At 61.6% G+C, this 19,343-nt stretch carries 18 protein-coding genes; 3 read left to right on the top strand and 15 right to left on the bottom strand.

Annotated features, from left to right (window positions below):
• The first annotated feature begins 2 nt into the window (after positions 1 to 2).
• Positions 3 to 308: a hypothetical protein gene (locus ACQAYK_RS10855; protein WP_215873064.1), complete on the top strand. Its 306-nt coding sequence runs from the start codon at positions 3 to 5 to the stop codon at positions 306 to 308.
• A gap of 4 nt (positions 309 to 312) precedes the next feature.
• Here the strand turns inward: ACQAYK_RS10855 and ACQAYK_RS10850 are convergent, their stop codons facing one another.
• Entirely contained in the window at positions 313 to 903 is a 591-nt protein-coding gene (locus ACQAYK_RS10850; protein ID WP_215873063.1) for a TMEM175 family protein, read from the bottom strand.
• Positions 904 to 1,088: 185 nt separating this feature from the next.
• Between ACQAYK_RS10850 and ACQAYK_RS10845 the strand changes: the two genes are divergently transcribed.
• Both ACQAYK_RS10845 and ACQAYK_RS10840 read left to right on the top strand, forming a co-directional pair.
• Complete coding sequence (locus ACQAYK_RS10845) at positions 1,089 to 2,759, top strand: proton-conducting transporter transmembrane domain-containing protein (RefSeq protein ID WP_255789748.1); 1,671 nt, start codon at positions 1,089 to 1,091, stop codon at positions 2,757 to 2,759.
• Entirely contained in the window at positions 2,756 to 5,200 is a 2,445-nt protein-coding gene (locus ACQAYK_RS10840; protein WP_480082177.1) for a YbcC family protein, read from the top strand. Before ACQAYK_RS10845 ends, ACQAYK_RS10840 begins: the two co-directional genes overlap by 4 nt.
• A 10-nt stretch (positions 5,201 to 5,210) precedes the next feature.
• Here ACQAYK_RS10840 and ACQAYK_RS10835 read toward each other — a convergent pair whose 3' ends face one another.
• From ACQAYK_RS10835 to mraY, 14 genes are all read right to left on the bottom strand, one after another.
• A complete protein-coding gene (locus ACQAYK_RS10835) occupies positions 5,211 to 6,197 on the bottom strand; it encodes a LysR family transcriptional regulator (protein ID WP_255789746.1) in 987 nt (328 codons plus the stop codon).
• A 12-nt stretch (positions 6,198 to 6,209) separates the two neighbouring features.
• Positions 6,210 to 6,653, bottom strand: coding sequence for a hypothetical protein (locus ACQAYK_RS10830; protein WP_255789745.1), 444 nt, complete (start codon positions 6,651 to 6,653; stop codon positions 6,210 to 6,212).
• A 3-nt stretch (positions 6,654 to 6,656) separates the two neighbouring features.
• Complete coding sequence (locus tag ACQAYK_RS10825; RefSeq protein ID WP_255789744.1) at positions 6,657 to 7,007, bottom strand: glycine zipper domain-containing protein; 351 nt, start codon at positions 7,005 to 7,007, stop codon at positions 6,657 to 6,659.
• A 132-nt stretch (positions 7,008 to 7,139) separates the two neighbouring features.
• Positions 7,140 to 7,970, bottom strand: coding sequence for a ferritin family protein (locus ACQAYK_RS10820; RefSeq protein ID WP_215873057.1), 831 nt, complete (start codon positions 7,968 to 7,970; stop codon positions 7,140 to 7,142).
• Positions 7,971 to 8,119: 149 nt separating this feature from the next.
• Positions 8,120 to 9,292 carry a cell division protein FtsZ gene (gene ftsZ / locus ACQAYK_RS10815; RefSeq protein ID WP_215873056.1) on the bottom strand — a complete coding sequence of 391 codons (1,173 nt, stop codon included), beginning with the start codon at positions 9,290 to 9,292 and terminating at the stop codon, positions 8,120 to 8,122.
• A gap of 37 nt (positions 9,293 to 9,329) precedes the next feature.
• Positions 9,330 to 10,610 (bottom strand): cell division protein FtsA, encoded by a 1,281-nt coding sequence (ftsA, locus tag ACQAYK_RS10810; RefSeq protein ID WP_215873055.1) that lies wholly within the window; start codon positions 10,608 to 10,610, stop codon positions 9,330 to 9,332.
• Positions 10,607 to 11,476: a cell division protein FtsQ/DivIB gene (locus ACQAYK_RS10805; protein WP_215873054.1), complete on the bottom strand. Its 870-nt coding sequence runs from the start codon at positions 11,474 to 11,476 to the stop codon at positions 10,607 to 10,609. Before ACQAYK_RS10805 ends, ftsA begins: the two co-directional genes overlap by 4 nt.
• On the bottom strand, positions 11,470 to 12,393 hold the full coding sequence (locus ACQAYK_RS10800; protein ID WP_483167573.1) for a D-alanine--D-alanine ligase: 924 nt from the start codon (positions 12,391 to 12,393) through the stop codon (positions 11,470 to 11,472). Before ACQAYK_RS10800 ends, ACQAYK_RS10805 begins: the two co-directional genes overlap by 7 nt.
• A gap of 7 nt (positions 12,394 to 12,400) precedes the next feature.
• Positions 12,401 to 13,279, bottom strand: a complete 879-nt coding sequence (murB, locus tag ACQAYK_RS10795; RefSeq protein WP_483167572.1) for a UDP-N-acetylmuramate dehydrogenase — start codon at positions 13,277 to 13,279, stop codon at positions 12,401 to 12,403.
• Positions 13,276 to 14,673 (bottom strand): UDP-N-acetylmuramate--L-alanine ligase, encoded by a 1,398-nt coding sequence (murC, locus tag ACQAYK_RS10790; RefSeq protein ID WP_483167571.1) that lies wholly within the window; start codon positions 14,671 to 14,673, stop codon positions 13,276 to 13,278. The genes murB and murC overlap by 4 nt, the downstream gene beginning before the upstream one ends.
• Complete coding sequence (gene murG / locus ACQAYK_RS10785; protein ID WP_483167570.1) at positions 14,666 to 15,739, bottom strand: undecaprenyldiphospho-muramoylpentapeptide beta-N-acetylglucosaminyltransferase; 1,074 nt, start codon at positions 15,737 to 15,739, stop codon at positions 14,666 to 14,668. The genes murC and murG overlap by 8 nt, the downstream gene beginning before the upstream one ends.
• Positions 15,732 to 16,913 (bottom strand): putative lipid II flippase FtsW, encoded by a 1,182-nt coding sequence (ftsW, locus tag ACQAYK_RS10780; protein ID WP_483167569.1) that lies wholly within the window; start codon positions 16,911 to 16,913, stop codon positions 15,732 to 15,734. Before ftsW ends, murG begins: the two co-directional genes overlap by 8 nt.
• Positions 16,906 to 18,264 carry a UDP-N-acetylmuramoyl-L-alanine--D-glutamate ligase gene (murD, locus tag ACQAYK_RS10775; protein ID WP_483167568.1) on the bottom strand — a complete coding sequence of 453 codons (1,359 nt, stop codon included), beginning with the start codon at positions 18,262 to 18,264 and terminating at the stop codon, positions 16,906 to 16,908. Before murD ends, ftsW begins: the two co-directional genes overlap by 8 nt.
• Complete coding sequence (mraY, locus tag ACQAYK_RS10770) at positions 18,261 to 19,343, bottom strand: phospho-N-acetylmuramoyl-pentapeptide-transferase (protein ID WP_483167567.1); 1,083 nt, start codon at positions 19,341 to 19,343, stop codon at positions 18,261 to 18,263. The genes murD and mraY overlap by 4 nt, the downstream gene beginning before the upstream one ends.

The raw sequence follows: 19,343 nt of genomic DNA, 5'->3' as shown, positions 1-19,343 counted from the left end.
CTATGGCGCTGTGGGATGAGTCGCAGGTGCAGGAGAGAATCCTGGATTATCTGGATGCGCACCAAATGCTGGCCAGCTTTACCAGTATTGGCGGGGTGGCCGTGCGGGATGGCGCCCACTGCCAGTGTCGATTGGTAGAAAGCGGTCAGGACCAGAATCTGCTCAGCTGTCTGGTCGATTTCGAGGAAGAAATCGGTTTTGGTGCCGCCGAGCGGCAACGCCTGCGTCAGCAGGGCGAGTTGCATGTGGTTCTGGGTAGTGATGGGGTGGTGCGCGATGCCTGGCTGTGCCGTGGGGGAAGCTGCTGAACCCTCACTCCGAGGCGTTTTCCTGCAACGCCCGCTCGATGCGGCGATCGGGGACCAACCAGAGGAATGCTACCAGCACATACATCGCCAAAGCCGGCCAGGGGTGACCCAGCGCCGCAGCGCCGATGCCTAGCGTATAGAATACCGGCGAAGCGTTTCCCTTCCAGTCGCGGCCAAGGACCGCGCGCAGCTGCGATTGCGCGCCCTGAAAGGCGATGATCTGGCGCTGGAGCAGCCAGTAGGCCAGGGCGGCGGCCAGCAAGACGATACCGTAGAGTAGCGCGGGCAGGGCGGCAAAGTGGTTTTCCCCCAGCCACGCGGTCATGAAGGGGAAGAGAGACAACCAGAAGAGCAGGTGCAAATTGGCCCAGAGAATGCGGCCATTGACCTTGGGGCACAGGTGCAACAGATGGTGGTGGTTGTTCCAGTAGATGCCGATGTACACAAAGCTCAGGATGTAGCTGACGAACACCGGTAGCACGGGCAGCAGGGCGCCGAGGGTCGGGGTCGAAGGTGGCCGCAAATCCAGCACCATGATCGTGATGATGATGGCGATGACGGCGTCGCTGAAGGCCTCTAACCGGGTTCTGCCCATAACGAGTCACGACATTCCATGGCAACAGATAGCCGCAGTGTCTCACCACTATTGCTAGCAAGCCAAGCGCGAAACACATAGATTATAGTAAATATAATAATTTATAATAAAAAATTATATTCTATATATGTATCTTGGATACTCTCTGCTCGTGCCCAATATCGGGTACAAGCAGGAGATCCTCCATGAATACCAACCTCTTGACTGCCGTCACGGGCGGTCTGTTGTTGATCACACCGCTTTTGTACATCTTGGCTGCCCTGCCCAAGGCGCTTCCCGGAGTGGTCTCGGCGCAGCGCTATCGGGCGCGGATCCAGTTTGTCTCCATCGCCGGATTTTTGCTTGCGCTGGCAGCAGTCGTGGGCTACGCCCTGGGCGCACAGGGAGACTTTGTCCTGTTCGCACTGCCCTTGCCGGCCACTGCGGCGCATCTCGACCTGTCGGTGCAGCTCAACGCCATGACCATGTTGCTGGCGCCTTTGGTGTCCTTTGTGTTGATGATCCTGGCGCGATTCAGTGTCGAATATCTGGACGGCGACCGGGCGCAGGCACGCTTCTTTCGTCTCCTTGCCCTCACCGGCGGTTTTTTTCTGCTGGTGACTATTGCCGGTAACCTGGGATTCTTCACCCTGGCGATCATTGCCACGGGCTTCAGCCTGCACCGTCTTCTCGATTTCTATGACGACCGGCGCAAGGCGATCATGGCGGCGCACAAAAAATCACTGTTCAGTCGTGCTGCCGATCTTTTTCTGCTGCTCGCCAGCGGCCTGACGGCGATTGGCGCGGGAACGCTGGAGTTCAGCAAGATCGCTGTCCTTGCCCAGTCTCCAGCCTTCCCCTGGCAGTTGCAGCTGGCGGCCTGGTTCCTGGTCTTTGCGGTGATCCTGAAAAGTGCCCAGTTCCCCTTCCATGGCTGGCTGATCCAGGTCATGGAAGCGCCAACCCCGGTTTCGGCCTTGATGCACGCCGGTGTGGTCTATAGTGGTGCCATTGTCGCCATGCGCATGAGTCCGCTGCTCCTGCGCGAGGAGTCTGCTCTGCTCTTTTTGGGAGTCATTGGCTTGCTGACCCTGGCGATTGCCTCGCTGGTCATGATCACGCAAACGGCAATCAAGTCCTCTCTGGCCTGGTCGACGGTGGCACAGTTGGGTTTCATGTTGCTGGAATTGGGTTTGGGGCTCTTTTATCTGGCCCTGTTGCACTTGTTGGGACACTCCTTGTACAAGGCGCACGCCTTCCTCAGTTCCAGTAGTGGGGTGGACCAGTTACGGCAGCTGAAGCCGCAGGCAGAGAAGGGCGGCTTTGCGACCTGGCTTCTCGGTACGCTGTTGGGTTTGGCGGCGTCTATGGGGTTGGCCCTGGCTTTTGCGCTGCAACCTCTCGGGCACCCGGTGACCCTCGCGATTGTGGTCATCATTGGTATCGCCATGTCGCAGATCTTCATCAAGGGGGCGCTGTTTCCCAGCTGGGGTAGCCGTGCCGGCGCAGCCGTTCTGGCGGTACTGATGATGCTGGTCTACTACGTGCTGCACATACTCTTTCATGGCTTCTTTGGGCCGGATTTCGCTGTCACCGTCAGCAATTCCGTCCACTACCAGGTCTTTGCCGCCTGGGTGATGCTGACCTTTCTGTTCCTCTCCTGGATTCAGGGGCCGGGAAGGATGCAGCTGCCGGTAGCCTGGCAACAGAGTCTCTATGTGGCCCTGTATAACGGCCTCTACGTAGACCTCTGGATCGAGAGGATTGCCTATCGGCTATGGCCAGAGAAGTTTGCCGTCGAAAAACAGGGACCGAGGATGGAGTTTGCGACCCTGGAGTCTGATGAGATCACGAATACTGCGGGAGGTGGACGATGAAAGAAGAGATCATGCAGAAGCAGTGGGAAGAGGCTGTACAGCAAGCCTGTGCCCGCATCGCGCCGGTTTGGCCTTTGGACTCCTTTGTTGCCGTCAACCCCTATTGGGGCTTCGTGGAACAGGATTTTGCCGAGACGGCGGTATATCTGCACCGTCTCTCCGGTGAAAAACTCTTCCTCGACCGCTCCTGGTTTCGCCAGCAGTGGGAAGCCGGCAAGATGCGCATCGAGGACGTGCAGGCGGCGGCCGCGGATTTCGCTCAGACCCTGAGCAGCAGTGAGGTGCATCGCTATCTTCGCCGCGAGGAGACGCCACCGACGCAGCCGCTGGCCCTGCTCAGCAATGTCCTGCACCGACCGGATGCCCCGGCCCTGGAAGACTTCCTGCTCGATCAGATCGGACAGTTTCTGGCGGCGTACTATGATCGCGGCCAGGCGGCCTGGACGCGTCCTGGTGCGGCGGACGAACAGGGGCTCTTCGATGCTTGGCGGCAGTATGCACTGCGCAATCGCAGCGCCAGTGTCATCGGCATTGGCGATATCCGCCGGATCCTGCTGCAGGTACCGAGGGAATCCGCGGCGGCGCGCCAGTGGGCCCTGGAAATTCTGCAGATCCCCGATGGACTGCTCTCCGACTACCTTCTCGCCTTGCTGAAGTCCATCGGTGGTTGGGCCAGTTGGTGCCGCTACCAGGTTTGGCAGGCGGAGTTGCAGGGGAAAAGTCGCAGCGATCTGCCGGAGCTCTTGAGCATCCGCCTGGTCTGGGAGGCGATGCTGCACGCCTTTGCCAGCCCAGAGAAGCGCAAGCAGTGGCGTAACGGGCTACGTCGTTGGCAACATGGTGAGATCCAGCCATTACAACGGGAGATGGATCTGCGCGAGGCGTGCCTGCGTGCCTTGGAAAAGAACTTTCGCCAGGGGATTGCGCGGCAGTTCCATCGCCGTCGGGAGGACTCACCGGTATCGTCTGCCACGCGTCCCCGCTTGCAGGCGGCCTTCTGCATCGACGTGCGCTCGGAGGTCTTTCGGCGCCACCTCGAGTCGGTTATGGAAGATGCGCAGACCATCGGCTTTGCCGGATTTTTCGGGGTGCCGTTGCAGTACCAGCGGGCGGGAGAATGCCATGCCCGTGGTCATCTCCCGGTCCTGCTGCCCGCCCAGATGACGGCGCAGGAGTCGCTGCCCGGCAATCTCCAGAAGAAGCGCCTCGGACGCCTGCGTCGGCGGGCGGAATGGAAACAGTTCAAGACTGCGGCAGCGTCCTGCTTTTCCTTCGTGGAGTCCTCTGGAGTGGCCTATGGCTTCCGTATGTTGAGCGAAAGCCTAGGCTGGCAACAACCCTCCCAGGCACCGGATCAGGCGGGGCTGAGCGCGGACGAGATGCGCCAGGTGCATCCGGTGCTTGCCGATGCGGCTTTCACCGGTAACGCGGAAGCCAAGGCGGAGGCCAAGACGGAGCTTGCCGAAAAAATCCTGCGCGGCCTGGGGCTGACGCAAAGCTTTGCCGAGCTGGTACTGTTGTTTGGACATGGCAGCACGACCACCAACAATGCCCACCGAGCGGGTCTTGACTGTGGCGCCTGTGCCGGCCAGACCGGGGAGGTCAGCGCCCGGGTGACCGTCGACCTGCTCAACGATGCGGCGGTACGCAGCGGGTTGCGGCAGCGAGGGATAGCTATCCCCTCCGACACCGTATTCCTGGCGGGTATGCACGACACTACCCTGGACCAGACGCAGTTGTATCCGTCTTCGCTGGCACCAGCACCGGAGTTGTTGCAGGAGGTACGCGAGGCCCTGCAGCGTGCTGGGGATCTCACCCGCCTGGAGCGGATCACCAAGCTCGTCCCCGGGGTAAGTGACTCGCAACAGGCCGAACGCTTGCTGACCTGGCGGGGCAAGGACTGGTCGCAGGTGCGTCCGGAGTGGGCCTTGGCGGGTAATGCGGCCTTCATCGCCGCACCGCGCTGGCGCACGGCGGGCGCCAATCTGGCAGGTCGCGCCTTTCTGCACGACTACGACGCGAAAAAGGACGCCGATTTTGCCGTCCTGACCCTGATCATGACCGCACCACTGGTGGTGGCGAGCTGGATCAATCTGCAGTACTACGGCTCGACGGTGGACAACCTGCGCCAGGGTAGCGGTAACAAGGTGCTGCACAATGTCGTCGGTGGGCTGGTCGGCGTTCTCGAGGGTAACGGTGGCGATCTGCGTGTGGGTCTGGCCGTGCAGTCGCTACTCGATGGCTACGAGCTGCGCCACGAGCCGCTGCGCTTGTCGGTGTTCATCGAGGCGCCGCAAGCGGCTATGGATCAGATCATCGCTGCCCACGCGGTGCTGACGAATCTGGTCGATAAACGCTGGATCATCCTCTTCCAGATCAATGAAGACAGCACATTGCACGAGCGGTTGCCGGGAGGGGGATGGCAGACACGCGCCATGTAAAAAAGCCAGATTACGTTCCTGATCCCTCGACGCCCGGCGCGAGGGATTTTTTTATGGTCGGCCAGATCTGTTCCAGTCGTTCCCCGATTTCCCCCTCCTTTTGCCGGGCGAACTGCAGGAATGCCTGCGTCGCCAAGGAGAGTGGCCTTTCCTTGGAATAGACCAGGTACCATTGCCGCAAAATCGGAAAGCCCTGGACATCGAGAACGCGAACGGGCCCTTGCGTGCCTTCCAGCGACAGCGAGTGCAAGGACAGGACGGCAATCCCCAGATGGCCGATGATGGCGTGCTTGATCGCCTCGTTACTGCCCAGTTCCATGCGCACATGGGGGTGAAAATCCTCTTGCTCGAAGACGCGCATGGTGGCTTTACGCGTACCAGAGCCCGGTTCGCGAAAGAGAAAGGGCTCGTTTGCCAGATCTGCCAGGGGAATGGAAATCCTGCCTACCAGAGGGTGATTGGCCGGCGCCATGACCACGATCGGGTTCAAGGCAAAGGCGATGGATTCGATGGAAGAATCCTCCTGCGGTGGCTCGCCCATGATGTAGGCGTCGTCCTCGCCCGCTTGCATGCGCTCGAGGATGCGGTCGCGGTTGGTAACCTGCAGGAAAAGATCGATTCCGGGATAGCGTTCGCCGAAGGCGCCCAGCAATTCTGGGGCAATGTATTTGGCCGTACTGACGACGGCAAGACGCAGATGGCCACGCGCCAGACCGTGACGTTCGGATATGGCCGTCTCCAGGTCGTCCAGACTTTGAAAGATGCTGCGGCAGCAGGCGTATAGGTCCTCGCCGACGGGGGTCGGGCGCAGGCCCCGTCCGACTTTTTCAAAAATCGGCTCCCCCAGAGTTTCTGCCAGGGTTTTCAGCTGGATCGATATGGTGGGTTGGGAGACAAAGAGCTCCTCTGCCGCCTTGCCAACACCACCAAGCCGCACTACCGCTGCAAAAATCTGTAACTGACGCAGACTCAGATTGCGTAGCAGCCTGTTTGCCATGCCGATTACCGGCTAACGGTAGAGTGCCGCTTGGCCCTGGCGTTGCCGGGTCTGGCTGGGGCGGGCACCCTTGGCTGCTGCTTGACGGACGACCTCGTCCGGATCCTGCAAAAGCATCTGTCGTTGGGTTTCGTTGAGAAGAGGATTGCGGGCGATCGCGTAGCGCACATTGGGGTCTCTGTCGCTACAGAAGGCCGCGACCTGCTCGGGGCTCAGATCGGGGCGCTTGGCAATGCACAGACGAATCACATAGTCGTCGTCTGCGGCAAACTGAGCCACTTCGCTGGGCCGGAGATCCTGGCGCCGGGCAAAGTAGCAGCGGGTTTGCACCCACTGCTCCCGGGCCAGGGCCTGCCGGTACAGATCAGGAATTTCTGGGGCCAAGGCCCAGCGCAGCCGGGCCTCCAGATCGAGACTACGCCAGGGTGGCAGATCCCATGTGTCGCATTCCTGCATCCGTTACTGCGGGTTGCAGGTGTAGCCCGGCGGGCAGGAGGGGGGTGGGGTATTCTGGATACAGTTGTATCCCGGTGGGCAGTTGGCCGGCTGTTGCTGTTGGTTTTTGGAGACTGCATAGCCTGCCAGCCCCCCCAGTCCGGCACCAATCGCCGCTCCCGTCAGGGGGCTGCCGGATTGGTTGCCAATCACAGCACCGGCAACGGCACCCAAGGCGGCGCCTGCAGCAGTGTCGGTGGTGGTTTTGCTATTGCCCAAAGGGCTGCTGTTGTACCCATAGGGGTTGCCATAGGGATTGTTCGCACAACCGGCCAGCAACAACGTAGCCAGCATCATGCCCAACCATTTTTTCATCGTCTTTCTCCTCGTTCTCTTTGTCACCAGTTGACGTTGAGGCGCTTAGCACGAAGCGTGCCCGATATGCATCTCTGAAAAATCAACGTATTTGCTCGCGTCAAAACGATCTGTTGTCGGGACTTGGCGACATTAGCCCACAGAACTGGCCATCCGCTTGCGATACTGGCTCAGATCCTTGGCGCTGCGAATCGGTACGTCGAGGAGCGCCGACAGATTGCGCAGGATGCCATTGACCACCTTGCCCTCCCAGATCGTGTCGAAGTGAATCTGATTGTCGAGCCAACGTTCCAGCCAGCCGGGATCGGGGAGATGACTCTGCACGCTGTCCTGCGGATACATCTCCTTATTGACGTGCAGGTTGGTGGGATGCAAGGCCTTGGCGGTCTTGGTATTGGCCATGAGCACACCAATCTTGGCAAAGGCCAGGCGGGCTGAGTCGCCCACACGCTCCACCGCCCGACGCATGTACTTGAGGTAGATGCCGGCGTGCCGTGCCTCATCCTTGGAAAGCGTTTCATAGATGAACTTGATGACTGGTTCCTGGTGCCACTCGGCAGCGGCCTTGTACCAATGCGTCAGACGAATCTCACCGCAGAAATGCAGCATCAGGGTCTCCATTGCCGGCGCTGGATCAAACTCGAAGCGCACCTCATGCAGCTCTTCCTCGGTGGGCAGGTATTCGGGCGCGAAGCGGCGCAGATATTCCATGAGCACCAGGGCATGCTTCTGTTCTTCATAAAACCAGATCGACATGAAGGCCGAAAAATCCGAATCGTCGCGATTGTCGCGCAGAAACATCTCCGTGGCAGGCAGGGCCGACCACTCGGTAATGGCGTTCATCTTGATGGTTTGTAGATGCTCTGGGGCGATCTTGCTGGCGTCGAACTGATCCCACGGGATGTCCTTCTCCATATTCCAGCGGGCGGCCTCCAGGGCTCTGAACATTTCGGGGTATAGCATGGTACCAACCTCTCTCGAAAAACCTTGCCTGTCAAACAGGAGTATTTCTCATTCTACGGCAAAGTGCCGGTAAAGAAATACCCCCAAATTGCACAATGGCAAAGAAAAAACCCCGCCAATGGCGGGGTGGAGTGTCAGCACCGCGGGCTTTAGTCGGCTTGCCGGCGCAGAAAGGCAGGGATGTCGAGATCGGCATAATCTGCCACCGGGCGTGGGGCGCTGCGCTGGTCAGTACTGGTTGCGGCACTGCGCGTCGCTTGCTGGCGCAGGGCTGCAGGGCGATCCAACTGGCGCCAATCGACGGCGTTGGCGGGCGTGGTCACTTCCGGGCGCAGACGGTTGTTTTCTACCGCCAGCCGCACCGGCTCGCGCTGCAGACCGGTGGCGACCACAGTGACGCGCATTTCCCCTTCCAGGTTTTCGTCGATCACGGTGCCCACCTTGACGTTGGCATCGTCCGAGGCGTAGCTGCGGATCAGCTCACCGACTTCCTCGAATTCACCAAGAGACAGGTCGTTGCCGGCGGTGATGTTGACGAGAATGCCACGTGCGCCGGAGAGGTTGATGTCATCCAGCAGCGGGCTGCTGGCGGCGCGGTTGGCGGCATCGCGGGCGCGGCTTTCGCCACGGGCGGCGGCCGTACCCATCATCGCCAGTCCCATGCCGGACATCACCGTGCGCACGTCGGCAAAATCGAGGTTCATCAGGCCGGGACGGGTGATCAGCTCGGAAATGCCCTGCACTGCCCCCATCAAGACGTTGTCGGCAGCGAGATAGGCATCGCGCAGGCTGATCTGCTTGCCTAGTACCGCCAGCAGTTTTTCGTTGGGGATGATCACCAGCGAATCGACATGCTGCGCCAGTTCATCGATACCGGACAGGGCATATTGCTGGCGCTTTTTGCCTTCAAAGTTGAAGGGTTTGGTGACCACGCCGACGGTCAGGATGCCCATGTCGCGGGCGATGGAAGCGACCACGGGCGCTGCACCGGTGCCGGTCCCGCCACCCATACCCGTCGTGATGAAGAGCATGTCGGTATTTTCGAGCACGCCGCGGATCTCCTCGCGGCATTCCTCCGCCGCCTTGCGCCCGATCTCGGGGTTGGCACCTGCGCCCAAGCCGCGGGTCAGTTCACTGCCCAGCTGCAAAGTGCGCTGGGCATGGGAGTTGCGCAAGGCCTGGGCATCGGTATTGGCGCTGATGAATTCCACGCCTTCCAGCCCGGTCAGGGCCATGTTATTGATCGCGTTGCCACCACCGCCGCCTACCCCGATGACCTTGATGACGGCTCCTTCCTGCTGCATTTCGTTCAATTCAAACATTGTCGATTCCTCTTGCTGGATCTGTGGGATGGGGGACTCAGCCGAAGCTGGTCTGTACCCAGTTGCGCAATTTGCCAAAGACGCCGCCCATGGCCGCGGCGCGATGTCCTTCGTCGCGCACCGTACTGGTGGCGGCAGCGGGCTGTTGCACCGGCTCGGCCTGGCCGGCCAGCCCGTTGTGCATGCCATACATGACCAGACCGACGCCGGTGGCATGCCAGGGGGCGCGCACCACCGTTTCCATCCCGGCCAAATGCATGGGCTCGCCGGTGCGCACCGGCAGGTGCAGAATTTCCTCGGCCAGTTCGGCCATGCCCTGCAGGCGGCTCGAGCCACCGGTGAGTACGACGCCGGCGGCGACGAGGTCTTCAAATCCGGTGCGACGTAGTTCGGCCTGAATGAGCTCGAAGAGTTCGCGCACGCGCGGCTCGATGATGTCGTTGAGCACGCGACGGGAAATGGTGCGCGGGGGACGGGCACCGACACTCGGCACCGGGATGTCGTCGTCCTGTTCGATCAGGTCGCCCAGGGCACAGCCATAGAGCTTCTTGATCTGTTCGGCCTCGACGGGTGGGGTACGCAAGCCCAGAGCGATGTCGTTGGTGATCTGGTCGCCGGCAATGGGAATGACCGCGGTATGGCGTACGGCGCCATCGCGGAATATGGCGATGTCGGTGGTGCCGCCACCGATGTCGACCAGGCAGACGCCCAGCTCCTTTTCATCCGCGGTGAGCACGGCATCGGCGGAAGCCAGTTGTTCGAGCACCAGGCCCTGCACCTGCAGGCCGCAGCGTTCGACGCACTTGGCAATATTCTGCGTGGCGCTGATGGAGCCGGTGACGATGTGGACCTGCGCTTCCAGGCGCACTCCCGACATGCCGATGGGTTCGCGTACCCCTTCCTGACTGTCGATGGTGAATTCCTGGGGTAGCACATGGATCACATTCTGGTCCTGCGGAATGACGATGGCGCGCGCAGCGTCCATCACCCGACCGAGATCATCATTGCTGACTTCCTTGTTTTTGATGGCGACGATGCCGTGGCTGTTATAGCCGCGGATGTGTCCGCCAGCGATACCCACGACCGCGCCGTGGATCTGTACCCCGGCCATGAGTTCGGCTTCCTGTACCGCGCGATTGATGGCCTGCACGGTAGATTCAATGTCGACGACCACGCCCTTTTTCAGGCCACGGGAGGGATGCTGGCCAACGCCGATGATTTCTGCCTCGCCCGTGGAGCGTGCTTGCGCCACGATACAGGCGACCTTGGAGGTACCAATGTCCAGACCAACGATGAGTTCTTGATTGCCGCGTTTCATTTCCTTTCACTCCTTGGGGCTGCCGACCCCTCACTGACACTCGTAGAAGCCGCCTCCGGCAAGGCGACCGCGAAACCGTTGTTGTAGCGCAAATCCATGCTGGCGCCGGGCACCAGGTACTGCTTGATTTCCGGGGCGACGCTGACCCAGCGTTGCACACCTTCCATGATCTTTTCCCGACCAAGCACCAGTCGGACCCCATTACTGAGGATGCAACGCCAGCCACCGCGTGGGTCGAGCTCCAGGGCGCGTACCTGCAGATGCAGAGGTGCCAGGGTCTGATCCAGCTTTTGCCGTTCTTGTAGCATTTGTAGTCCTGCATCCGCCGGACCAAAGAGGGCAGGGAGCTGTTGCGGGATCTCGTTTGCGGGTACCGGATAGACTTTACCGTCTTTCCCCAGGACCTCGCCGGCGCCCCCCAGCCAGCGGGCTACTGGCTGCACCCCCTGCAGGTCGATCGCGATGCGATCGGGCCAGACCCGGCGTACATCGGCATTGGCTACCCAGGGCACCTGCTGCAGGGCGTCGCGCACTTGCGTGAGATTCACCCAGAGAAACCCCTGTCCGAGGAATGGCGCAATGGCTCGGTTGATTCGGTACACCGGGATCTTGGATGACAGTCCTTCGATGTGGATAGTAGCGATGGGCATCAGCGCGGGCTGACGTACCCAGTCCCAGGCCTGCAAGGCGCCGAAGCCAAGAGCGAGCAACAGCCCACCCCCGAGGCTTGCGCGTAGGGTCTTGCCCCAGGGAAAGGGCCGGCTGGGAGCGATGGCCGCAGCTGGCTTTTGACTCTCTTGTGGTGGCGGCGCCTTGGCGACCGGTTCCCGTCGGTATCCTTGCAAATCGCGAATGGCACTTACCATGATTTCACTCCCTTCCCCGCGTTGAGGATACGTCTGCATAACTGGCCAAAATCCCAGCCGATGGCCTGTGCCGCCATGGGCACCAGACTGTGACTGGTCATACCGGGAACGCTGTTGATTTCGAGCAAGGCCGGCGCACCGTTCGCATCCACCAAGAAATCCACCCGGCCCCAGCCGCAGCCACCGATTTCGCTGAAGGCCTGCAAGGCAAGATCCTGCATTTTGCGATCTAGCACATCGCCGAGACCCGAGGGCAAGAGGTAGCGGGTGTCGTTGGCAATGTACTTGGCGTGGTAATCATAAAACGGACCGCTGGCCTCGATGACGATCGGAGGCAGAGCCTCGCCACCGACAATACCGACGGTGACTTCCTTGCCGCTGATGGCGGCTTCCACCAGCACTTCGCTGTCGTGGGCGAAGGCCGCGCCGAGGGCGCTTTCCAGCTCCTGGGTGTTGCCAGCGCGGCTGACGCCAATGCTGGAGCCGCCGCGGTTGGGCTTGACGAAAAGCGGCCAGCCCCAGCTGGGCAGACTGTTGGGCAGGGCGTCATCGGCGCGCAACAGCATGCCGCGGGTGGTGGGGAGGCCAGCGCTTTGCCAGAGACGTTTGCAACGCCACTTGTCCATCGACAGGGCACTCGCGAGTACGCCGCTGCCGGTATACGGGATGCCCAGGTTGTCGAGATTCGCCTGCAGATGTCCATCTTCGCCGAAGGCGCCATGGCAGACGTTGAAGGCCATGTCGACGCCCGCATCGCCCAGTTGCGCGGCGAGGTGTTGCGGCTCGACGTCGATGCCACAGGCATTCAACCCCGCATCCTGAAGGGCTCGGAGTACCGCCGCACCACCGCGTAGGGAGACCTCGCGCTCCTCCGAGGGGCCGCCGTAGAGTACGCCAATGCGCTGTTTTTTCGACATCCTGCCCTCATTCATCAAAATCTTCTCCCAGCACACGCATTTCAGGCTGCAAGACAACGCCGAAGCGACGGCGTACCGTTTCCTGCACTTCCATGACCAAGCCCTCGATTTCCCGTGCGCGCGCCTGTCCGCGATTGAGAATGAAATTGGCGTGTTGCGTGCTCACTTCGGCATCGCCGATGCGACGTCCCTTGAGTCCTGCCGCCTCGATCAAACGCGCCGCATGGTCGCCAGGGGGATTGCGGAAGACCGAGCCGCAACTCGGCCAGGACAGGGGCTGGGTCGCCGCCCGCTGGCTCTGCCAGGCGCGCAGCTGAGCGCGCAGTGCATCGGGTTCTCCGGCGGATAGACGCAGCCCGGCGCGCACAAAGCAGGCATCGCCCTGGCCGCGTACGGAGCGATAGCCCACCTGAAACGCGGCTGCAGGACGGCGCTCCAGCTCACCGTTGCGATGGAGCAGTTCGACCCACTCCACCAGGGGCCAGGTTTCTCCCCCATGGGCACCGGCATTCATGGCCAGGCAACCGCCCAGGGTGCCGGGAATCCCGGCGAGAAATTCCGTACCGGCGAGACCATTGCGGGCGGCGAAATGGGCAAGTTTGACCGCCGAAATCCCGGCCTCGGCAACCAGTTCGCCATGCTCGCCGATCGTCATTTGATCCAGTCCATGGGCAAGACAGATGACCGTCCCGCGCAGGCCGGCGTCGCGCACCAGGACGTTGCTACCGAGGCCCAGCCAGGTGATCGGCCCGTGGGAAAAATTCCGCAAATAGCCGACCAGATCTTCTATGGTGTCGGGGATATAGAAACGCTCTGCTGTACCCCCTACCCGCCAGCTGCTATGGCGTGCCAGAGACTCACCGAGACGCAGACGACCACCGATCATGCCTGCGCCCCCTTGCCAAAAATCGCATCCCAAGCCCCGGCAAGCTGGCTGATATTCCCTGCTCCCATACAGAGCAGCACCGCATTCTCGGGTAGCAGGAGCGGGATTTGTGCTGGCTGCTGCAGGGCGCCGGGGAGATGTATGGCATCGGCTCCCTGCTGTTGCAGGGCGGCTACCAGGCTGGCACTGTCGGCGCCGCTGATGGGGGCCTCTCCCGCCGCATAGACATCGAGCAGGATACTGCGGTCGGCCTGCGCCAAAACTTCCACGAAATCGGCGAAGAGATCTCGAGTACGGGTAAAGCGATGTGGCTGAAAGAGCAGTACCAAGGGGCGTTGCGGCCAGATCCGGCGCGCCGCGGCGATGGTGGCGGCCAGTTCCCGCGGGTGATGACCATAGTCATCGACAATGGTGTACCCCTGCCAGTCGCCGAGCAGCTCGAAGCGCCTGGCCACCCCCCGGAACCCAGCCAGGGCCTCGGCGATGACTTCCTGGCTGACTCCCACCTTGCTGGCGATGCCAATGGCTGCCAGGGCATTGAGGACATTATGCTCGCCGGGGATATTCAGTTGCAGGTCGAACCAGTGCACCGCCTGACCATCCACGCGGCGCCAGATCTCGACCTCGCTACCCAGACCGCGATAGCGAATGTTGCGTGCCTGCAGGTCACTATCCTCGGCCAGTCCATAGCCCAGCACCGGCGTGCGCAACTCCGGCAGCAAGCCGCGCACCATGGGCTCATCAGTACAGAGTACCGCCAGGCCATAGAACGGCAGACGCTGCAGAAACTGCAGGAAAGCGGCGCGCAATTGCCCCATGGTATTGCCGTAGGTCTCCATGTGGTCAGCATCGATATTGGTGACCACTGCCATTACCGGAGACAGGTACAAAAATGAGGCATCGGACTCGTCCGCCTCCGCCACCAGATACTCACCGCTGCCAAGAGCAGCGTGGGTTCCGGCACTTTTCAGACGTCCGCCAATGACAAAGGTGGGGTCCAGCCCTGCTGCCCCGAGGATGCTGGCCACCAGACTGGTGGTGGTGGTCTTGCCGTGGGTACCAGCGATGGCGATCCCCTGCTTGAAGCGCATTAGCTCCGCCAGCATCTCCGCGCGACGGATGACGGGGATACGCTGTTCCCGGGCAGCGACGATCTCGGGGTTGTCATCGTGGATGGCGGAGGAGACGACCACCACATCCGAACCGCGCACATTGGCGGCCGCGTGACCACTGAAGATGCTCGCGCCCAGATCGCTGAGGCGCAGGGTCGCTGGGCCGGGACGCAGATCGGAGCCGGAGACGGCGTAGCCCAGATTGAGCAGGACCTCGGCAATACCCCGCATGCCAGCACCGCCGATGCCCACCAGATGGATTTGCCGCACCCAGTTACGCATGTGCAATTCCTCCGCAGGCATCGGCGACATCTTGGGCGGCGTTTACCCGCGCCTGACGGCGGGCCGCCTCGGCCCAGCGCAGTCGCAGTGACGGATCCTCGAGCAGTGGCAACAGAATGCTGTGCAATTGCGCCGCGTCGAGCCCCTCCTGACGCAGCATGCGACCGGCTCCGGCGTCTTCCAGAAAGCGGGCATTGGCCGCCTGATGATCATCTACGGCAAAGGGGAAGGGAATCAGCAGACTGCCAAGGCCGGCGGCGCATAACTCCGCCACCGTGGCCGCGCCGGCCCGGCAAATCGCCAGATCGGCCCAGGCGAGGGCCGTGGCCATATCGTCGATGAAGGCATCGACCCGCGCCGGGACATTTGCGGCAGCATAGGCTGCCTGGGTCTTTTCCAGATGCGCCTTGCCGCATTGGTGCCAGATTTCCGGCCGCTGCGCTGGCGGCAGTTTGATCAGGGTGGCGGCGCAGATCTCGTTCAGCACCTGGGCGCCCTGACTGCCCCCCATGATCAGAATCCGCGCTTTGCCCTGATGTTGCGCAAAGCGTAGCGCTGGCGCGGGTAAAGCGGCAATTTCCGCGCGTACCGGATTCCCCACCCAGCGGGCCTTCTTGAGCCCGGTATCGGGAAAGCCGGCAAAAATCTGGGTAGCCAGGGGCGCGAGCAATCGATTGGCGAGTCCGGGAATGGCATTTTGCTCATGCAGGCAAAGGCGCTGGCCCAGGCTCCAGGCGGCAATCCCGGCAGGGGCCGAGACGTAGCCCCCCATGCCCAATACCGCTTCGGCGCCGCACTGGCGGAGGATCCGGCGCGCCTGTAGTGTCGCTCGCCCCAGGCGCCAGGGCGCGCTCAGCCAACGCTTCCATCCCTTTCCGCGCAGGCCCTGCATGTCTAGTTGGTGGAGAGGATAGCCTGCGGCAGGTACCAGACGCTGTTCCATACCCTGCGCCGTGCCGATCCAGTCGACGGCGACGCCGCGCGCACGCAACTCCTGCGCCACGGAAAGGGCGGGGAAAATGTGCCCGCCGGTACCGCCGGCAGCGATGACGACGCCCCTAGCCATGTGCCACCTCCTCAGCCTTTACTTGCTGCACCTTCGCCTGTTTCGCCAGCGGCGGATAGCGGCGGCTCACCGCGAGCACCACTCCCAAGGTGGCGCAGAGGAAAACCAGGGCGCTACCGCCATAACTGATCAAGGGCAGGGCAAAGCCCTTGGTCGGCAGGGCCCCGAGGTTTACGCCCAGGGACATCACCGCCTCGCCACCAAACCAGATCAGGGTGCCGTAACAGAACAGGGCATAAAAGGCATCACCGGCGGCGGCGGCGCGGCGACCAACGCGATAGATGCGCCAGCAGGCCACCGCATAGAGGAAGATCAGGGCCCAGATACCGATCATCCCGAGTTCTTCGCCGATCACCGCCGGGATGAAGTCAGTGTAGGACTCGGGTAGGTAAAAATACTTCATGATGCCGTTGCCCAGTCCCACCCCAAACACGCCACCGCGACCAAAAGCAATCAGAGATTGCACCAACTGGAAGCCGCTGCCATAGGGATCGGCCCAAGGGTTGGAAAAAGAGGTAATGCGGGCAAGACGATAGGGAGCAGATACGGCAAGTACCCCCAGGGCCGCACCGGAGGCGATGCCAGCAATGAGCACGTAGCGCATCGGCAACCCACCCAGGAAAAGCAACGTGCCGGTGATCGCCACGACCATGAAGAAGGAGCCAAAATCCGGCTGCAAGAGCAGGAGCACACCGAGGACAAAAAGCAGGATGAAGATCGGCCATAGGCCGTCCTTGACGCTGCCGAGCAGCTCGCCCTTGCGCACCACATAGCGGGACATGAACAGGAGCAGGGCAAACTTCAGCAGCTCTGAGGGTTGCAGGCGGACGATCAGAAAATTGATCCAGCGGTGCGAACCATTCACCCCCACGCCGATGACCGGCACAAAGACCACCAGCAGGGCAATGAGGGAGATGCCCATGAGCGGAAAGGTCATCCGCTCCCAGAATTCCAGCTCGACGCGGCTGATGTAGTACATCCCAGTGAGTCCGAGGATGGCATAGAGCACCTGCCGTTCCGCAAAAAACAGTGGGTTGCCGGTTTCCTGTTGGGCGACCGGAGCGCTGGCCGAGTAGACCATCACCAAGCCAAAACAGAGCAGGATGATCAGGATCCACCACAATACGGTGTCGGCTTTGCCGTTTTCCGCCAACCACCAACTCGGCTTATGCATGGGAAGCTCCTGCCAGGGCATGGACGGCAGCGGCAAACTGCTGTCCGCGGTCATGATAGTCCTGGAACATATCGAGGCTGGCGCAGGCCGGCGAGAGCAGTACCTGATCTCCAGGTCGGGCGAGGGCGGCAGCCTGCCGCACGCATTCCGCCATGCCGCTGCGCCCGGTACGCCGGATGGGCAGCTTGCCAGCCAGGATTCTGGCCAGTTCCTCTTCCGAATTTCCCAGTAGCACAGCGCCACGCTGTCCGACACAGGCGGCGGCAAGCGGCTCGAGATCAGCACCCTTGGCGTCGCCGCCGAGGATCAGGACCAAGGGGCCGGAAAGGGCCTCGATAGCGCGCAGGCTGGCGCCAAGATTGGTGCCCTTTGAGTCATCGAAATAGTCGACACCATCTGCCGTCGCCACCCACTGCAGGCGATGCGGCAGACCAGTGAAATTCTGCAAAGCCTGTCGGATGGCCGCCTGCGGAATCCCTGCCGCGCGTGCCAACAAGGTCGCGGCCAGGGCGTTCTCCTGATTGTGGCGTCCGGGAATACGGAGTTCATTGACGGGAAGGAGCACCTTGCCGTCGATGACGATCTGCCCGTCGACAATCTCGCCTGCGGCACCGGGCCCAAAACGGCGTACTGTGAATTGCGTCGAAAACTCGCTGGGAAGCCTTTGCAACTCCGCATCCTGGCCAGGTAGTACCAGAGTGTCGCCAGCACCCATGCACCGAGCGATGCGCCACTTGGCGGCGACATAGCGGGCAAAATCGCCATGCCAGTCCAGATGATCCGCGCTGATGTTGAGGATGGTCGCGGCACGCGGGCGCAGGCTCTCACAGTATTCCAGCTGGAAGCTGGACAGTTCGAGAACGTAGAGTTCCGGCTCCGTGCCTCCTTCCTGCGGCAGCAACTCCAGGGCCGGGGTGCCGAGGTTTCCCCCCACCGCCACCTGCAGCCCCGCTGCCCGCGCCATTTCGCCGACCAGGGTGGTGACGGTGCTTTTGCCGTTGCTGCCGGTGATGGCGATGACCGGCGTCTGCGCCTCTTGCGCGAAAAGCTCGATATCGCCCCAGAGCGGAATCCCCGCGCGCCGCGCTGCCGCCAGGGCTGGGGTCAGGGGTGATAATCCCGGACTGCAAAGCACGTGCTCATACGGCAAAAAGGCATCTTCCGGCCAGTCACCAAAATGGATCTGGACTCCAGGATACCGTTCCCGCCAGGCTTGCGCGTCCAATGTTGCGCGGGTATCCCACAAGGAGCAATCCGCTCCTCGCGCCAAGGCAAAACGGAGCAGGGATTCCCCAGTCTTGCCCGCCCCTGCTATCGCCATCTTGCGTGCTCGCCAGTCGGTCTTCTTCATCGGATTTTCAAGCTCGACAGGCCAATCAGCACCAGGATCACGGTGATGATCCAGAAACGGACGGCAACGCGCGGTTCCGGCCAGCCTTTCTTTTCGTAGTGATGATGGAGCGGCGCCATGCGGAAGACGCGCTTGCCGGTCAGGCGGAAAGATGCGACCTGGATCATTACCGATAGCGTCTCGACCACGAAGACCCCACCCATGATCACCAGCACCAACTCCTGCCGGGCGACGATGGCAACGATGGCCAAGGCGGCTCCCAGGGCCAGGGCGCCGGTATCGCCCATGAAGACCTCGGCAGGATAGGTATTGAACCAGAGAAAGCCCAGTCCTGCTCCCACCAGCGCGCCGCAGAAGATGATCAACTGGCCTGCACCTGGGACGAAGGGAACCTCGAGATAGTTGGCGAAAACCGCGTTACCTGCCACATAACTGAAGATGCCCAGAGCCCCAGCCACCATCACCGTGGGGACAATGGCGAGTCCGTCGAGACCATCCGTAAGGTTGACGGCATTGGAGGTACCGACAATGACGAAATAGCTGAAGACGATGAAGCCGATGCCCAGTGGAATCAGTACGTGTGGGACGAAAGGCACGATCAGGCTGTGGGGTAGACTCCCCTGGCCCCAGAAATACAGGGCCGTGGCAGCAGCGATGGCGAAAAGCGACTGCAGGCCATATTTGCCGCGCGCCGAGAGGCCCTTGCTGTTTTTGCGGCGCAACTTGCGCCAGTCGTCGATGAATCCCACGAAGCCAAAGGCGAGAGTCGTCAGCATGGCAATCCAGACCATGGGATTGCCGAGGTCGGACCAGAGCAGGGTGGTCAACAGTACGACCAGCACAATCAGCGCCCCACCCATGGTCGGGGTGCCCTGTTTGCTGAGATGGGTCTCCGGCCCGTCGCTGCGCACCATCTGTCCAATCTTGTACTGGCGCAGTCGGGAAATGACGATGGGACCCAGACCCAGGGACAAGACCAGGGCGGTGAGGATGCTCAAGACCCCGCGCAGGGTCAGGTAAGAGAAGACGTGAAAGCCGTGATAGACGCCTTGCAGCTGGAGCAGGAGATAATAGAGCAT

This window comes from Acidithiobacillus sp. AC3, assembly GCF_050261095.1.
Lineage (GTDB): Bacteria > Pseudomonadota > Gammaproteobacteria > Acidithiobacillales > Acidithiobacillaceae > Igneacidithiobacillus > Igneacidithiobacillus copahuensis.
The sequence above is the reverse complement of the archived record's forward strand: the minus strand, read 5'-3'. Positions and strand labels throughout refer to the sequence as shown.

Coding starts and splice junctions, on each gene's coding strand:
- murD (WP_483167568.1), bottom strand. CDS start 18,264: ATGAAGAAGACCGACTGGCGAGCACGCAAGATGGCGATAGCAGGGGCG.
- ACQAYK_RS10835 (WP_255789746.1), bottom strand. CDS start 6,197: ATGGCAAACAGGCTGCTACGCAATCTGAGTCTGCGTCAGTTACAGATT.
- ACQAYK_RS10825 (WP_255789744.1), bottom strand. CDS start 7,007: ATGAAAAAATGGTTGGGCATGATGCTGGCTACGTTGTTGCTGGCCGGT.
- ACQAYK_RS10805 (WP_215873054.1), bottom strand. CDS start 11,476: ATGGTAAGTGCCATTCGCGATTTGCAAGGATACCGACGGGAACCGGTC.
- ftsZ (WP_215873056.1), bottom strand. CDS start 9,292: ATGTTTGAATTGAACGAAATGCAGCAGGAAGGAGCCGTCATCAAGGTC.
- murC (WP_483167571.1), bottom strand. CDS start 14,673: ATGCGTAACTGGGTGCGGCAAATCCATCTGGTGGGCATCGGCGGTGCT.
- ACQAYK_RS10855 (WP_215873064.1), top strand. CDS start 3: ATGGCGCTGTGGGATGAGTCGCAGGTGCAGGAGAGAATCCTGGATTAT.
- ACQAYK_RS10845 (WP_255789748.1), top strand. CDS start 1,089: ATGAATACCAACCTCTTGACTGCCGTCACGGGCGGTCTGTTGTTGATC.
- ftsA (WP_215873055.1), bottom strand. CDS start 10,610: ATGAAACGCGGCAATCAAGAACTCATCGTTGGTCTGGACATTGGTACC.
- ACQAYK_RS10840 (WP_480082177.1), top strand. CDS start 2,756: ATGAAAGAAGAGATCATGCAGAAGCAGTGGGAAGAGGCTGTACAGCAA.
- ACQAYK_RS10850 (WP_215873063.1), bottom strand. CDS start 903: ATGGGCAGAACCCGGTTAGAGGCCTTCAGCGACGCCGTCATCGCCATC.
- ACQAYK_RS10830 (WP_255789745.1), bottom strand. CDS start 6,653: ATGCAGGAATGCGACACATGGGATCTGCCACCCTGGCGTAGTCTCGAT.
- ACQAYK_RS10800 (WP_483167573.1), bottom strand. CDS start 12,393: ATGTCGAAAAAACAGCGCATTGGCGTACTCTACGGCGGCCCCTCGGAG.
- murB (WP_483167572.1), bottom strand. CDS start 13,279: ATGATCGGTGGTCGTCTGCGTCTCGGTGAGTCTCTGGCACGCCATAGC.
- mraY (WP_483167567.1), bottom strand. CDS start 19,343: ATGCTCTATTATCTCCTGCTCCAGCTGCAAGGCGTCTATCACGGCTTT.
- murG (WP_483167570.1), bottom strand. CDS start 15,739: ATGGCTAGGGGCGTCGTCATCGCTGCCGGCGGTACCGGCGGGCACATT.
- ACQAYK_RS10820 (WP_215873057.1), bottom strand. CDS start 7,970: ATGCTATACCCCGAAATGTTCAGAGCCCTGGAGGCCGCCCGCTGGAAT.
- ftsW (WP_483167569.1), bottom strand. CDS start 16,913: ATGCATAAGCCGAGTTGGTGGTTGGCGGAAAACGGCAAAGCCGACACC.